Here is a 15,350-nt window from a genome sequence, read left to right on the forward strand (position 1 = left end):
CAGTCGTGCCCCACCCGGAACGCTTCGCCGCTATGCCTGCGGGTCGTTGGAACTGCCGACGCTCTTGTCTTTGAGAAAATAGACAATCATCGCCAGCCACACTACGCCGCTGAGCAAGTTAAACAGGCTGAATACCCCGCTACCACCCAGCTCATACGCATGCTTACTGACCTCGATGCCGACGGTAAATATCAGCATCTGCAGCATCCCCATCGCGGCCGAAACCGTACCTTTGCTCATGTCACTGGCAAACAGCGTCAGGCGGACTAACCCGGCGTTCGCCAGACCAATCCCGAAGGCGTAAACGCTCAGCCCGGCGGTCATCCACAAATAAGCATGGGTCGATACCACCGTCGCCACCGCAGAGAGCAGCAGCCCGAACATAATCGGCCAGCCGCCGAGAATAATCAGCGAGCGTACCGTCCGCCGCGAGGTCAGTCGCGCCAGCACCAGGTTACCGGCAATCAGCGCGCCGAAAATCGGCACCTGCAGCAGGCCATACTCATAGCTGGTGGCCTTTTCGCCGCTGATGATAATCACCGGCGACTGGGCAATCCACGCCAGCAGCGGCAGGCTGACAAACCCGGTCGCCAGCGCGCCGGCGACGAAGCGCAGATTCTTCAGCACCAGGCCATAATCGCGACCCAGCTCTTTCATCGACAGCTTCTCGCCCATCCGCGTCGCGGTTTCCGGCATCGCGCGCTGCAGGCCCACAAAGGCAATAGCGGCCAGCACGGCAAACAGCACGAACATCATTTCCCACGGCAGGATGTGGACCCAGGCCGCTCCCACCAGCGGACCGAGCAGCGGGGCAATCAGCGCAACGTTCGCCATCAGGGCGGTGATTTTGATACACATCGCCTCCTCAAACGACTCCTGAATGGCGGCATATCCCACCGCGCCGATGAAGCACAGACTAATGCCCTGCAAAAAGCGCAGCAGCGTGAACTGCTCAATGGTCTGCGCCAGCAGCGTGGCCAGACAGGTGACGATAAACCACACCACCCCGGTGAGCATCACCGGGCGACGGCCGATACGATCCGACAGCGGCCCCAGCAGCCACTGCAAAAACATACCGCCGGCGAGATAGGCGGTCATCGAGGTCGGAACCCATTCATTACCGACCTGAAACTCTTCCACCACCGAGAGCATTCCCGGCTGGATCATATCGTTGCCGATATAAGTGGAAAATTCGTATAACACCAGGCAGAGCGGGAACAGAAGCGCCTGCCGTCCGAGGCGTTTGCCTGAAAGCGAATAATTCTGCATGCAATCTCTTCGTTAAACAAAAATCGCGCAAAGTTTAATGAAAGTCTTGCGGAGGAGATAGTGAATTGTGAGTGACAATTAAAAATAGCGCAATGCGCCTTCAGCCGGCGGATATTGCCGCCATTTTAATTAAACCTGTCTATATTTCGTTTATATTTCAATTAGGTTACAGGCGATATACTCATCCTCTGCGGCATATTCACCACCATATGCCGCGCCCACGGCTTCTTAACAAGCTGATAATTAAGACAATACTGCTTTACCTTATCGCCACCGTTTTTTAAGGTGGGCGGCTGATTGCTATCGGATACCAAGAGCCTGAATCTATGCTGGAAAATATCAACGACGCGCTGTTTGTCTTAATCAACGCCACCCCCGCCTCGCCCTCGTGGGTCATCGCCCTGGCGACATTCATTGCCAAAGAGGTGATTCTGATTGTGCCTCTGTTGACCGCGGCGCTGTGGCTCTGGGGGCCAAACCAGCGGCAGCTGGTGTTTAAAGTGCTCCTGGCGCTGGCGATTAGCCTGAGTCTGTCATGGATTTTTGGCCTGCTCTTCCCGCATGAGCGTCCGTTTGCCGCAGGCGTCGGCTATCAGTTCCTGCATCACGCGCCGAATAACTCCTTCCCCAGCAATCACGGCACCATCAGCTTTACCTTTGCGCTGGCCTTCTTGTTCTGGCATCGCCTGTGGTCCGGGATCGCGCTGCTGGCGACTGCCGTGGCGATCGCCTGGTCCCGGGTCTATCTTGGCGTTCACTGGCCGCTGGATATGCTGGGCGGCCTGCTGACCGGGATGTGCGGTTGCCTGGCCGCCGGATTACTGTGGCAGGCCGGCGGTCAACCGCTGTATCAATACCTGCAGCAGTTGTACCGGGTTTGCTTCTCCCTGCCGATTCGTAAAGGCTGGGTGCGTGACTAACCCTCTTTCGGCAGGTAAAATTGCCCACTGACGCCCTGCCGATGCAGGGCGATTTCAGCGTAGAGGGAATATGGAAACACGTCGTGATGAACGTATCAGCCAGCTCATTCAGGCGCTCAAGCGCAGCGATAAGCTTCATTTAAAAGAGGCCGCCGCGCTGCTTGGCGTATCAGAAATGACCATTCGTCGCGACCTGAACGGCCATAATGGCCCGGTGGTGTTGTTAGGCGGTTATATCGTTCTCGAACCGCGCAGCGCAACCCATTACCTGCTCAGCGACCAGAAAACCCGCCTGGTGGAGGAAAAACGCCGTGCCGCCCGTCACGCTGCCGCGCTGCTTGAAGCCCATCAAATGGCCTTTTTCGACTGTGGGACCACCACGCCCTGGATCATTGACGCGATCGATAACGCCCTGCCCTTTACCGGCGTCTGCTATTCGCTGAATACCTTTCTGGCGCTGCAGGAAAAACCCCAGTGTCGGGCCATTCTCTGCGGCGGCGAGTTCCATGCCAGCAATGCCATTTTTAAACCACTCAGCCTGCAGGATACGCTCAGCCATCTGTGCCCGGACATCGCCTTTTATTCCGCGGCCGGAATCGACTGCGCGCAGGGCGCCACCTGCTATAACCTCGAAGAGCTGCCGGTTAAACACTGGGCGATGAGCAGCGCGCGCTATCACGTACTGGTTGTCGATCACAGTAAATTTGGCAAAGTCAGACCGGCGCGGATGGGCGATTTATCGCGTTTTGATGTGATTGCCAGCGATGTCTGTCCGGATGAAGATCTGCTCGCGCTGGCGAAAGAAAAGCAGATTTCACTACTCTACTGACCGCGCCCCGCAGGGCGCGGCCTGTCGGTTATGAGAACCAGCTACCAAACCAGCCGTGCAGTTTCATCAGCACGAAGTCCATCATCCGGCTAAAGAAACCGCCTTCATTGACCGCTTCCATGACGATCAGCGGGCGCTGCTCGATGGTTTTATCATTGAGCTTAAAGTCGATGGTCCCGACCACCTGCCCTTTGCTAAGCGGCGCCGTCAGCTGCGTATCCGTCAGGGTATAGCTGGCTTTCAGGTTTTTCAGCTGCCCGCGCGGCAGGGTGATCGAACCGGCTTCGCCCGCCCCGAGTTTGGCTTCGTTGCTGTCGCCAAACCAGACGCGCTGGGTGATAAAGGTGGCATCCGGTTTAATCGGCGTCACGGTCTCGTAGAAACGGAAGCCCCAGGTCAGCAGCTTTTCGGATTCATTAAAACGAATACGGTCGGTCTTGGTGCCGAGCACCACGGCAATCAGACGCATGTCTCCCTGGGTAGCCGAGGAGACCAGGTTGTAGCCAGCACCGGCGGTGGTCCCTGTTTTGACGCCATCCGCGTTCAGGTTTGAGCTCCACAGCAGACGGTTGCGGTTCGGCTGACGAATCTTATTGAAGGTAAACTCTTTCTCTTTATGAATGGCGTACTCTTCAGGCACGTCATGAATCATCGCTTTGGTCAGCAGCGCCATGTCGCGCGCGGTACTAAACTGGCCCGGCGCATCCAGGCCGTGCACGGTCATAAAGGTGGTATTGGTCAGCCCCATTTTTTGCGCATAGCCGTTCATCAGGCTGACGAATGCATCCTGGCTCCCCGCCACGTAGTCGGCGATCGCGATGCTGGCATCGTTGCCGGACTGGATAATCACGCCTTTATTCAGGTCTTCGACTGAAACCTGCATCCCCGGCTTAAGGAACATCACCGATGACCCGCGCAGCGCCGGGTTACCGGTAGCCCAGGCATCGCGACCGACGGTGACCATATCGGTGGACTTAATCTTGCCCGCCTTCAGCGCCTGTCCGACGACATAGCTGGTCATGATCTTGGTCAGACTTGCCGGGTCGAGTTTTTCATCGGCGTTGCCCTCGCTCAGCACTTTACCGCTGGCGTAATCCATCAGGATCCAGGCTCGGGCATCGATCGATGGGGCATCGGGGAGTTGTTCCGCAGCCTGCACCGCAGGTGCGACAAGAACGAGAAGCGCGCAGCCTGCCACGAGGCCGCGAAGAGAAAAAGCGTCATGCGTCATAAGAGCCACCCAAGTATCCTTTCCAAACAAAATATGCCGCAACACTCTATCGGCGCAGCAGCAGCCGGTGAGTAAAGCGTACAAATGACCTTAAAGAAACAGCGAGTTGGTAAAGTTTTTAAAGTTTACGCAATAACCTCGCTCCCTGCTGAAAACAGAGCAATTTTTTTGATCATGATTGCCTAAATATTATCTTTATTCCAACATGATTGCTCACCATGCTGCAACGACGGCTCAATAACAGGCAGGAACCGATATGATTACGCTATGGGGCAGAAATAACTCGACGAATGTGAAGAAAGTACGCTGGGTGCTGGCGGAGCTGGGCCTTCCATATCAGCATATTATGGCAGGGCTGGAGTTTGGCTTAAATCATGACCCGGAGTATCTGGCGATGAACCCGAATGGCCTGGTGCCGCTGCTGAAAGATGATGCCAATGATCTCGTCCTTTGGGAATCGAATGCCATTATTCGCTATCTGGCCGCCGAGTATGGACAGGACCGTTTATGGGTCACTTCGCCGCGCAAGCGCGCCCAGAGCGACAAATGGATGGACTGGGCAAACGGTTCGCTTTCTCCCGCCCATCGTCCGGTGTTAATGGGGCTGGTCAGAACGCCGGCGGATAAGCGCGACCCGGCGGCCATCGCCGCCGGTATTGCCGCCTGTGAGGCGCTTTTCGCGATGCTTGATGATGAGCTGGCGACCTCCGCCTGGCTATCCGGAGAGGCCTTTGGCCTCGGCGACATCGCCGTGGCGCCGTTCGTTTATAACCTGATGACGATTGTTGAAAGCTGGCAGCCGCGCCCGCACCTGCAGCGTTGGTACCAGCAGCTTAACCAACGCCAGGCGTGGCGCGATGTGGTGATGATTCCGGTCACCTGATGCTAGTCGGCCGGACTGACCTTCAGCAGTTCACCGTTGGACTCGTCGGTTAATACATACAGATAGCCGTCGGGTCCGACGCGCACATCGCGGATCCGCTTGCCGCGCTCGCCCAGAATACGCGCCTCTTCGCGCACCTTATCGCCATCCACCTTCAGAACAATCAGCGACTGGTCCTTCAGCGCCCCGATAAACAGCTTATGCTGCCACTGTGGGAAGGTCGACGCTGCGTAGAAAGCCATCCCGCTTACCGCCGGAGAGTGCTTCCAGACGAAAAGCGGCGCTTCCGTTCCGGCGACCGCCGTGCCCTGCGCTTCGGGGATCGCCAGTCCGCTGTAGTTGACGCCATGCGTCGCCAGCGGCCAGCCGTAGTTCTTACCCTTCTGCGGAATATTGATCTCGTCACCGCCGCGCGGCCCGTGTTCGTTGAGCCACAGCGTATCGCTCCAGGGATTCATCGCCATTCCCTGCGGATTGCGGATGCCATAAGACCAGATTTCCGGTCTCGCCCCCGCGCGATGAACAAAAGGATTATCGGCAGGCACTTCGCCGTCCTGGGTCAGACGCACCACTTTTCCCTGCAGTTTATCCAGATCCTGGGCCGTGGGGCGTTGGTTATTTTCGCCCAGGCCGATGAATAAATACCCTTTCCCATCAAACACCAGGCGCCCACCGAAATGGTTGCCGGTGGAGAGCTTCGGCTGCTGGCGGAAGACAACCTGAAAATGCTCCAGATGCTGAAGGTTGTCGCTCAGGCGGCCATAGCCTACGGCGGTACCGGCTTTGCCGTCATCGCCGACTTCAGCAAAACTCAGCCAGACCCGGCGGGAGTGGGCGAAATCCGGAGCCAGCGCCACATCAAGCAATCCTCCCTGGCCGCTGGCCCAGACCGGTGGGACGCCGGTTATCGCGGGCGAAAGACCTTCCCCCTGCCGCCAGCGCTTCAGTTCGCCGGAACGCAGGGTTATCAGTATTCCCCGATCATCGGGGAGAAAGGCCAGCGCCCACGGATGGGCGAGCTGATTTTGCAAAACCTCAACACGCACCTTCCCGGCGAGAGTCACGACGGGAAACAGCAGGGTGGCGAGCATCAGCGAAATGGCGACCTGGCGCATGGCATTTTCCTTTCATCGGCAATATTTTCGGCAATGCGCTAAGGGTAGCCAGCGGGGGAACATCAGGAGGGGATTTTTACATAACATTAAGCAGGGGGAGCTGACCTCCCCCTGAATTCAGACGTGGGTCACTGGCGCCTGTTTATTCAGTTTACGAATATTCATCGTCAGCTCTGCCAGACAGCGTTCTAGCGTCTCTACGTTAACCGCAATATACGACGGGCAATCATGATGCCCGCTCATCAGGCAAACCGCCGCAGACGCGATGGCTCCACCTGCAAGACGGAGAGCGTCCTTTTCTTCCGGTGCAAGATCGTGCTGCAACTGCAGCCCGTACTTACGCATTTCACCACACAGTTCGAACAAGTTATCACGCAGATGCTCATTTTCGCTGACTGACATATAGCCCTTCGCTTTGCGTAGCTGCAAATAAGCGTCGAGATCAATATTGGCATTAATCAGCTTATTCAGAAGGTTACGATACAGTCTGTCAACGTTCATCAGGGTTCCTCCTCTGTCATCCATTACCATTATCAGAATATGGCTATTTTTCGTACAAAATGATGCGCGAGGTCAATAATTCCTGGTTAATTAACATCATTTACAATGTTACATTTATGTTCAAAATTGCGATCCGCTCGCCCTCTCTTTCAGGCTCCCATGAAAAAAATCACAATCAATGTTATACGCTCTCATAAAACACCCCATCGTAATGAAGGTGTGAATATCAATAAATAACTCTTTTTTGCCGCTAAGATCACAAATAACCATCATTTCAATTGATCAAAATTTCCAGCGGGTGTCATATCAACGCCATTAATGTAATACGTATAACATTTAATAAAAAACACAATCTGCGGCCATTGCCCGCAGCATTAACTCCGATCCGCCTGAAGGAACTGAAATGATTACGCCCGGCAAAAGAAACTATATCTTGTTGAGTCTTTTCGATTTCCTCTATCTATTCGCCTGGTCATCCACCATGGCGTTCTTTGTCATCTGGACAACTCAGCATCTCGGCATCAGCGCCACCAAAACCGGCCTGCTGTACTCCGTCAACGCCTTCATTGCTCTGTTGATGCAGCCTTTTTTTGGCTTTATTGCCGATAAATTTGGTCTGAAAAAACGGCTTATCTGGATCCTGCTGGCCATGCTGCTGCCGGTCGGCCCGTTCTTTATTTATCTCTATGCCCCGCTGCTGGTCCACAGCTTCTGGCTGGGCGCCTTACTGGGCGGTATCTACCTGGGGATAATTTTTAACTCCGGCTGCGGAGTGATTGATTCGTATATCGACAAAATTTCGCGGCGCTATCACTTTGAGTATGGCCGGGTGCGGATGTGGGGCTCGTTAGGTTGGGCCGCCGCCGCGTGGATCGTGGGAAAATATATCGACAGCAACCCCAATCTGGCCTTCTGGCTGGCCAGTATTGCCATTGTGATTGCCGCCATCTGCTTCATGCTGACTAAAATCGAACTCACCGAAGCCGAGATGGAAAAAACCAGCGCGCTGAAGGTCTCCCATGCGCTGGAGCTGGCGAAAAACGGGCAGTTCTGGATGCTGCTGATCTTTACCTTATTCGTTACGCAAATTTATGACACCTACGATCAGCAGTTTGCGCAGTACTTCTCATTGCAGTTCCCGACCCCGGAAGAAGGCAACCGCTGGTACGGAATTCTGGCCTCCATCCAGGTCTGCGGTGAAACGCTCTTTCTCTGCCTGATGCCGTGGTTTGTTAACCGCACCGGGGCCAAGTGGGCGCTGATTATTGCCGGATTGATTATGTCGGTACGTATCGTGGGTTCCGCCATCCCGCTTGGTCCGGTGTGGATTGGCGCGGTGAAAATGATGCACGCGCTGGAAAAACCACTGATCCTGGTATCAGTATTTAAATTCATCGCCGCCAACTTCGACCATAAGTTGTCATCAACGGTCTATTTGCTGGTGCTGTTTGTGGCCTCCATCGCCACGGCGATTTACTCGCCGCTGGCCGGCTATCTGTATGACACCATCGGCTTCGCGCATACATATTATATTCTCGGCAGCATCGCCGGGCTCTTCACCCTGATATCGATTTTCACCCTACGCGATAAGCGAGAACCCACCGCCCCAGGTTCAGCACCGGCAGGAGGCGTCGCGCAGCCATAACGAACCATCCGCCCGGGGGGATCTCCCGGGCTTTTTCATCATCTGTCACACCGTGGCTATACTCTTTTTCATAAAGATCTGTAAAATTCCTGCCCTGACCATTCCAATAATCGAACACTTTTTAAACTATGAGCAATGTAACGCATCAGCCGAAGATCGGCTTTGTCTCTCTGGGCTGCCCGAAAAACCTCGTGGACTCAGAACGCATCCTGACCGAACTGCGTACCGAAGGTTATGACGTGGTCCCCACCTACGACAATGCCGATATGGTTATCGTCAACACCTGCGGCTTTATCGACAGCGCCGTTCAGGAGTCTCTGGAAGCCATTGGCGAAGCGTTAAAAGAAAATGGCAAAGTTATTGTGACCGGCTGCCTGGGCGCGAAAGAAGACCAGATTCGCGAAGTGCATCCGAAAGTGCTGGAGATAACCGGGCCGCACAGCTATGAACAGGTTCTGGAGCATGTCCATCACTATACGCCGAAGCCGAAACACAACCCGTTCCTGAGCCTGGTGCCGGAACAGGGCGTGAAGCTCACGCCGCGTCATTACGCCTACCTGAAAATTTCCGAAGGCTGTAACCATCGCTGCACCTTCTGCATTATCCCGTCGATGCGCGGCGACCTTGTCAGCCGTCCGATTGGTGAAGTGCTGTCCGAAGCCAAACGCCTGGCCGATGCCGGCGTCAAAGAGCTGCTGGTTATCTCTCAGGATACCTCCGCCTACGGCGTCGATGTGAAGCATCGCACCGGCTTTCACGACGGCGCGCCGGTAAAAACCAGCATGGTCAGCCTGTGCGAAGAGCTGGCGAAACTGGGTATCTGGGTCCGTCTGCACTACGTCTACCCGTACCCGCACGTCGATGACGTGATTCCGCTGATGGCGGAAGGTAAAATTCTGCCGTATCTGGATATCCCGCTGCAGCATGCCAGCCCGCGCATTCTGAAACTGATGAAACGTCCGGGTTCTGCCGACCGTCAGCTGGCACGCATTAAGCAGTGGCGTGAAATCTGCCCTGACCTGACCCTGCGTTCGACCTTCATCGTCGGCTTCCCGGGTGAAACGGAAGAAGATTTCCAGATGCTGCTCGACTTCCTGAAAGAGGCACGCCTGGACCGCGTCGGCTGCTTTAAGTACAGCCCGGTTGAAGGCGCGACCGCTAATGAGCTGGCGGATCAGGTGCCTGAAGAGGTAAAAGAAGAGCGCTGGAACCGCTTTATGCAGCTGCAGCAGCAGATCTCCGCCGAACGTCTGCAGGAGAAGGTCGGCCGCGAGATCATGGTGCTGATCGATGAAGTGGACGAAGAAGGCGCCATTGGCCGCAGTATGGCCGATGCCCCGGAAATTGACGGTGCGGTCTACCTGAACGGCGAAACGAAGGTCAAACCTGGCGACGTCGTCCGTGTGAAAGTCGAACATGCCGACGAATACGACCTGTGGGGCAGCCGGGTTTAATCCTGCGCCTCTTATCCCCGGATTGCGGCGCTAACGCGCCTGATCCGGGCTACAAAACTGCACTCATCCGCACCAATCGTAGCCCCGGTTAGCGACAGCGCCACCGGGGAATAGCCCCTACCCCTTTATCTTCGGATCCAGCGCATCGCGCAGGCCGTCTCCCAGCAGGTTAAACGCCAGCACCGTCAGGAAAATCGCAATCGCCGGGAACAGCGCCACGTGCGGCGCCATCACCATATCCGCCCGCGCTTCATTGAGCATTGCCCCCCATTCCGGGGTCGGGGGCTGCGCCCCGAGTCCCAGGAAAGAGAGGCTGGCAGCGGAGATAATCGATACCCCGATACGCATGGTGAAATAGACCACGATCGACGAGACCGTTCCGGGCAGAATATGGCTGAACAGAATCGTCGTATCGCTGGCGCCGATGCTGCGCGCCGATTCAATAAAGGTCTGCTGCTTGAGCACCAGGGTGTTACCGCGCACCAGGCGGGCAAATGCCGGGATCGAAAAGATCGCCACCGCAATGATCACGTTCGACATCCCGCTGCCCATCACCGCTACCACGGCAATCGCCAGCAGGATCCCCGGGAAGGCGAACAGCACGTCGCAGATGCGCATGATGATGCGATCCCACCAGCCTTCATAATACCCGGCCAGCAGACCGAGCACGGTACCGATCGCCGCGCCAATCAGCACCGCCAGCACGCCGGCGGCCAGCGAAATCTGCGCCCCCACCAACACCCGGCTAAAGATATCGCGCCCGAGCGAATCCACCCCGAACCAGTGCATCATCGACGGACCGTCGTTGAGCCGGTCGTAATCAAAATAGTTTTCCGCATCGAACGGCGCTATCCACGGCGCCGCGAGAGCAACTGCAATCAGCAGCAGGACAAATACACCGGCGCCCATCGCCACCGGCTGACGACGAAATCGCCGCCAGAACTCACGCCACGGCGTGCGTATTTGTCCGGGCTTAACTCCCGGCATGGCGTTAATAGCCGCCTGTCTTCTCCAGTTGAGCAATCGCACCTTACTTGTACCTGATAGCCGGGTTAATGGCGGCGTACAGAACATCCACCACTAAATTGATAAGAATAAATTCCAGCGAAAAGAGGAGGACTTCCGCCTGAATGACCGGATAGTCGCGCATCTCCACCGAATCCACCAGCAGCCGTCCAAGACCTGGCCAGTTAAAGACCTTCTCGACCACGATCGACCCACCGAGCAAAAAACCGAACTGTAGTCCCATCATGGTCACCACCGGGATCATGGCGTTGCGCAGACCGTGTTTCAGCACCACCCGGGTCTCACTGACCCCTTTGGCGCGCGCCGTGCGCATGTAATCTTCATGCAGAACATCGACAAAAGAGGCGCGGGTAAAACGCGCCATCACCGCCGCGACCGCCGCCCCCAGCGTCAGGGAAGGCAAAATATAGTGCCGCCAGCTGTCGGCGCCCACCGTCGGCAGCCAGCCCAGCTCCACCGAGAAGACCTGCATCAGCAGCATACCGAGCGCAAAAGCCGGAAACGAAATACCGGTCACCGCCAGCGCCATCCCCAGGCGATCAGGCCAGCGATTGCGCCACACGGCCGCCACAATGCCCGCCGCCATGCCGAAGATCACCGCCCAGCTCATGCTGGCCAGAGTCAGCCACAACGTCGGCATAAAGCGGCTGGCTATTTCACTGCTGACCGGACGGCGTGACGCCATCGAGGTGCCGAAATCGCCCTGCAATACGCTGGTGATATAGTGCCAGAACTGGACATGCAGCGGCTGGTCGAGCCCCAGCTGCTGGCGCACCATCGCCACCACCTGCGCGTCGGCCTCAGGTCCGGCAATCAGCCGCGCCGGATCGCCAGGCAACATATGCACGAACAGGAATACCAGCACCGCCACAATCAGCAGCGTGGGAATCAGCCCCAGCAGACGCTTAATCACATAATTGAGCATCGTCCCCCCTTGCTGGTATCCCTGTCGCCCTCGGGCGCGAATGAAGAGCAGAGCCCCTCGCGCCACCTTCCTCTCCCGCTGCGGGAGAGGGTCAAAGTCCCTTCCATCACTGGCTTAAATCCGCCTGCTCGAAGCTGAACCCGGTATCCGGCTGGATATAGAAACCGGTCAGATTTTTGCTGTGCGCTGAGACCAGTTTTTCCACCACCAGCGGCACCCACGGGGACTCTTTCCAGATAGTCTCCTGCGCCTCTTTATAGAGCCGCGTTTTTTCCTTCACATCGGTGGTTTTCAGCGCATCCGTCAGATCTTTATCCACCTGCGGATTGCCATAAAACGCGGTGTTGAACAGGGTCGGCGGCCAGTTTTGCGAAGCAAACAGCGGCGACAGCGCCCAGTCAGCTTCGCCGGTTGAAGCCGACCAGCCGGTGTAGAACATGCGTACTCCGCTCTCTTTCTGCCCTTTACCCTCGACTTCCGCCGCACGCTGGCCGGCATCCATCGCCGTCAGCTGGGCCTTAATGCCCACCTGCGCCAGCTGCTGCTGGGTGAACTGCAGCACTTTCTGCGCGGTACTGTGGTTATGCGATGACCACAGCGTGGTGCTGAAACCGTTAGGGAAACCGGCCTCTTTCAGCAGCTCGCGGGCTTTCGCCGGATCGTACGGCCACGGCTTAAAGCTTTCGGCATAGGCAATAGACGGCGGTACGACGCCGGTGGCCGGTGTCGCATAGCCGGCGAACGCCACTTTGACCAGCGCCTGGCGGTTGATGGCGTAGTTGATCGCTTCACGTACTTTCGGGTTATCGAACGGTTTTTGCGTCACGTTCATGCTGATGTAACGCTGCATGATCGACGGGCTGGCCACCAGCTCCAGCTTGCTGTTTTTTTCCAGCAGCGGTGCCTGTTCATAAGGGATGGGGAATGCGAACTGCGCTTCGCCGGTTTGCAGCATCGCCGCACGAGTGTTGTTATCCACCACCGGACGCCAGGTGATCGAGTCGAGCTTCGGCAAGCCTGGCTGCCAGTAGCCGGTAAACTTCGTCACCTTCACGAAATCGGTCTGATTCCAGGTGTCCAGCTTATACGGCCCGGTTCCCACCGGATGGAAGCCGATCTCTTTGCCGTACTTTTTCAGCGCCGCCGGAGAGATCATCGCCGTGGCCGGGTGGGCCAGGATATTGATGAACGCGGAGAACGGCTGCTTCAGGGTAATTTTTACCGTCGTCGGATCGAGCGCTTCAGTACTGGCGATATTTTTATACAGGTTGTAGCGCTTGAGATGATTATCAGGATTGCTGGCGCGATCGAGGTTGGCCTTCACCGCCTCGGCATTAAAGTCGGTGCCATCCTGGAACTTCACCCCGGCATGGAGTTTGATGGTGTAAACCAGTCCGTCCGGCGAGATGGTGTAACTCTCCGCCAGCACATTTTGCAGCTTCATCTCTTTATCCAGACCAAACAGCCCTTGATAGAACGATTTGGCGACGGCCTGGGACAGGGTGTCATTGGCATCATACGGGTCGAGGGTCGTGAAGTTAGAGCCGACCGCGACGACCACATCTTTCGCGGCAAAAGCCGGGCCTGCCGCCAGCGCTGACGTGACGACCAGCGCCAGCAACCCTTTGCGTAATACACGTTGTGTCATGTTGTTCTCCTGAAAGGCTGTACTGTTGGTGTCGTTGTTATCTTCCCAGCACGTCGGCGACGGGTTCCCTGGCGACAAAATGGCCCGGCCCCACCTGTTGTAACGGCATGCTGCTAACCTCGGTGCCCCGCTTATAGATATTGCCCGGCAGTTCGTCAGAGAGCAGTACGCGCTGCGGATGACGATGCGTCGGGTCGGCAACCGGTACGGCGGCCATCAATTTACGGGTATAAGGGTGCTGCGGGTTTTCAAACACGGCGCGCCGCGGGCCTATCTCGACAATTCGCCCACGATACATCACCGCCACGCGATGACTGATGCGTTCAACCACCGCCATATCGTGTGAAATAAACAGGAATGCGATGCCCATTTCGCGCTGTAAATCGAGCATCAGATTAATAATCTGCGCGCGGATGGAAACATCCAGCGCTGACACGGCCTCGTCGGCAATCACCACTTTCGGATTGAGCGCCAGCGCGCGGGCGATGCAAATACGCTGGCGCTGGCCGCCGGAAAACTCGTGCGGATAGCGCCAGGCATGTTCCGGCTGCAAACCGACTCGCTCCAGCAGCCAGGCGACGCGCGCGCGGGCCGCGTCCCCCTCCAGCATGCCGTGTACGCGCAGCGGCTCCATGATCGAATAACCCACGGTTTGTCGCGGGTCGAGCGACGCAAACGGATCCTGGAAAATAAACTGGATATCGCGGCGCAGCGCCTGAAGTTTGCTGTTTGCCAGCGTATCAATCCGCTCGCCGTTAAAGACGATGGTGCCGCCCTGCGTCGCCACCAGCCGGAGCAGAGCCCGGCCGGTCGTTGACTTCCCGCAGCCGGACTCGCCGACCAAAGAGAGGGTCTCTCCTGGCCACAGGTCAAAACTCACCTTCTCCACCGCATGAACTTCGCGGGTGACGCGATTCAGAATGCCGCTGCGCAGCGGGAAGCGCGCCACCAGATCGCGCACTTTAAGAATCGGCTCGCCGGCGACGACGGTATTCTGCTCGCCCTCGTCAGGCGCAGCTTGCTGTAATAACGGAAAATGACGCGGCAGATCGCTACCGCGCATCGACCCGAGCCGCGGGACCGCGGCCAGCAGCGCCCGGGTGTAGGGGTGCTGCGGCGCGCGGAAGATCTCCTCCACCGTGCCGCTCTCCACCGCTTCTCCGCGGTACATCACCAGTACCCGATCGGCGATATCGGCGACCACCCCCATATCGTGAGTAATAAAGATCACCCCCATCGCCATCTCTTTTTGCAGCACGGCAATGAGCTGAAGAATCTGTGCCTGAATTGTCACATCCAGCGCCGTGGTGGGCTCATCGGCAATCAGAACCGCAGGACGACAGGAGAGCGCCATCGCGATCATCACCCGCTGACGCATCCCACCGGAAAGCTGATGGGGATAGCGCGAGAGCACCGTTTCCGCCTCGGGGATCCTGACCTGATCGAGCATTTTCTTCGCTTCGCGCAGCGCCGCATCATGCCCCAGCCCCTGGTGCAAACGAATAGACTCGGCAATCTGCTCTCCGATAGTAAATACCGGGTTTAGCGAGGTCATCGGCTCCTGGAAAATCATCGCCATGTCCGCCCCGCGCACGCTGCGCATCCCCGCGGCGGACTGCTCGCTCAGGGAGACGACCTGACGGTTGCGACGGCGCAGCCACAGCGCTTCGCTGCTGACCTCGCTTACCGCCCGATCGAGCAGGCGCATCAGCGCCAGCGCGGTCACGGATTTTCCTGAACCCGATTCGCCGACAATGGCTAACGTTTCGCCCCGCCGCAGGGTAAACGACAGCTGACGCACCGCGGAAAACGTCTCCTGCTGCTGGCGAAACGCCACGTTCAGATCGCGTACCACCAGAACATCATCGGCGTCGATTTCTTGACTATGCGGCAACCTGCTTCCC

Annotated in this window: 13 protein-coding genes; 5 read left to right on the forward strand and 8 right to left on the reverse strand. The window is 57.1% G+C overall.

Annotated features, from left to right (window positions below; all coding sequences use genetic code 11):
• Nucleotides 1-30: 30 nt before the first annotated feature.
• Nucleotides 31-1,269 (reverse strand): MFS transporter, encoded by a 1,239-nt coding sequence (locus OQV00_RS18075; RefSeq protein WP_004859906.1) that lies wholly within the window; start codon nucleotides 1,267-1,269, stop codon nucleotides 31-33.
• 326 nt (nucleotides 1,270-1,595) lie between these two features.
• Here OQV00_RS18075 and ybjG point away from each other — a divergent pair, with 326 nt between their 5' ends.
• Both ybjG and deoR read left to right on the forward strand, forming a co-directional pair.
• The gene (gene ybjG / locus OQV00_RS18080) at nucleotides 1,596-2,189 is read left to right on the forward strand and encodes an undecaprenyl-diphosphate phosphatase (protein ID WP_032716955.1); all 594 of its coding nucleotides are present in this window, start codon (nucleotides 1,596-1,598) and stop codon (nucleotides 2,187-2,189) included.
• Nucleotides 2,190-2,259: 70 nt separating this feature from the next.
• Nucleotides 2,260-3,018 (forward strand): DNA-binding transcriptional repressor DeoR, encoded by a 759-nt coding sequence (gene deoR, locus OQV00_RS18085; RefSeq protein WP_004859902.1) that lies wholly within the window; start codon nucleotides 2,260-2,262, stop codon nucleotides 3,016-3,018.
• A 28-nt stretch (nucleotides 3,019-3,046) separates the two neighbouring features.
• Here the strand turns inward: deoR and dacC are convergent, their stop codons facing one another.
• Nucleotides 3,047-4,249, reverse strand: coding sequence for a serine-type D-Ala-D-Ala carboxypeptidase (gene dacC / locus OQV00_RS18090; RefSeq protein ID WP_015584824.1), 1,203 nt, complete (start codon nucleotides 4,247-4,249; stop codon nucleotides 3,047-3,049).
• Nucleotides 4,250-4,505: 256 nt separating this feature from the next.
• Between dacC and OQV00_RS18095 the strand changes: the two genes are divergently transcribed.
• Nucleotides 4,506-5,132 (forward strand): glutathione S-transferase family protein, encoded by a 627-nt coding sequence (locus tag OQV00_RS18095; protein ID WP_004859898.1) that lies wholly within the window; start codon nucleotides 4,506-4,508, stop codon nucleotides 5,130-5,132.
• Between the two features lie 2 nt (nucleotides 5,133-5,134).
• On the opposite strand, the gene OQV00_RS18100 is transcribed toward OQV00_RS18095, so the two are convergent.
• Entirely contained in the window at nucleotides 5,135-6,223 is a 1,089-nt protein-coding gene (locus OQV00_RS18100) for a PQQ-dependent sugar dehydrogenase (RefSeq protein ID WP_224050162.1), read from the reverse strand.
• Nucleotides 6,224-6,364: 141 nt separating this feature from the next.
• Nucleotides 6,365-6,748, reverse strand: coding sequence for a biofilm formation regulator BssR (bssR, locus tag OQV00_RS18105; RefSeq protein ID WP_004859892.1), 384 nt, complete (start codon nucleotides 6,746-6,748; stop codon nucleotides 6,365-6,367).
• Between the two features lie 406 nt (nucleotides 6,749-7,154).
• Between bssR and OQV00_RS18110 the strand changes: the two genes are divergently transcribed.
• Both OQV00_RS18110 and rimO read left to right on the forward strand, forming a co-directional pair.
• Complete coding sequence (locus OQV00_RS18110; protein ID WP_160873497.1) at nucleotides 7,155-8,393, forward strand: oligosaccharide MFS transporter; 1,239 nt, start codon at nucleotides 7,155-7,157, stop codon at nucleotides 8,391-8,393.
• 128 nt (nucleotides 8,394-8,521) lie between these two features.
• On the forward strand, nucleotides 8,522-9,847 hold the full coding sequence (gene rimO, locus OQV00_RS18115; protein WP_004859888.1) for a 30S ribosomal protein S12 methylthiotransferase RimO: 1,326 nt from the start codon (nucleotides 8,522-8,524) through the stop codon (nucleotides 9,845-9,847).
• A 117-nt stretch (nucleotides 9,848-9,964) separates the two neighbouring features.
• Here the strand turns inward: rimO and gsiD are convergent, their stop codons facing one another.
• From gsiD to gsiA, 4 genes are all read right to left on the reverse strand, one after another.
• A complete protein-coding gene (gene gsiD / locus OQV00_RS18120; protein ID WP_004859886.1) occupies nucleotides 9,965-10,876 on the reverse strand; it encodes a glutathione ABC transporter permease GsiD in 912 nt (303 codons plus the stop codon).
• A gap of 1 nt (nucleotide 10,877) precedes the next feature.
• Nucleotides 10,878-11,798: a glutathione ABC transporter permease GsiC gene (gene gsiC / locus OQV00_RS18125; protein ID WP_015584828.1), complete on the reverse strand. Its 921-nt coding sequence runs from the start codon at nucleotides 11,796-11,798 to the stop codon at nucleotides 10,878-10,880.
• A gap of 106 nt (nucleotides 11,799-11,904) precedes the next feature.
• Nucleotides 11,905-13,446, reverse strand: coding sequence for a glutathione ABC transporter substrate-binding protein GsiB (gene gsiB, locus OQV00_RS18130; protein WP_004859883.1), 1,542 nt, complete (start codon nucleotides 13,444-13,446; stop codon nucleotides 11,905-11,907).
• A 37-nt stretch (nucleotides 13,447-13,483) separates the two neighbouring features.
• Nucleotides 13,484-15,340, reverse strand: coding sequence for a glutathione ABC transporter ATP-binding protein GsiA (gene gsiA, locus OQV00_RS18135; RefSeq protein WP_032724625.1), 1,857 nt, complete (start codon nucleotides 15,338-15,340; stop codon nucleotides 13,484-13,486).
• Nucleotides 15,341-15,350: the final 10 nt, after the last annotated feature.

It is taken from the genome of Klebsiella sp. DY2415 (genome assembly GCF_026314315.1).
GTDB classification, from domain to species: Bacteria; Pseudomonadota; Gammaproteobacteria; order Enterobacterales; family Enterobacteriaceae; genus Klebsiella; species Klebsiella ornithinolytica.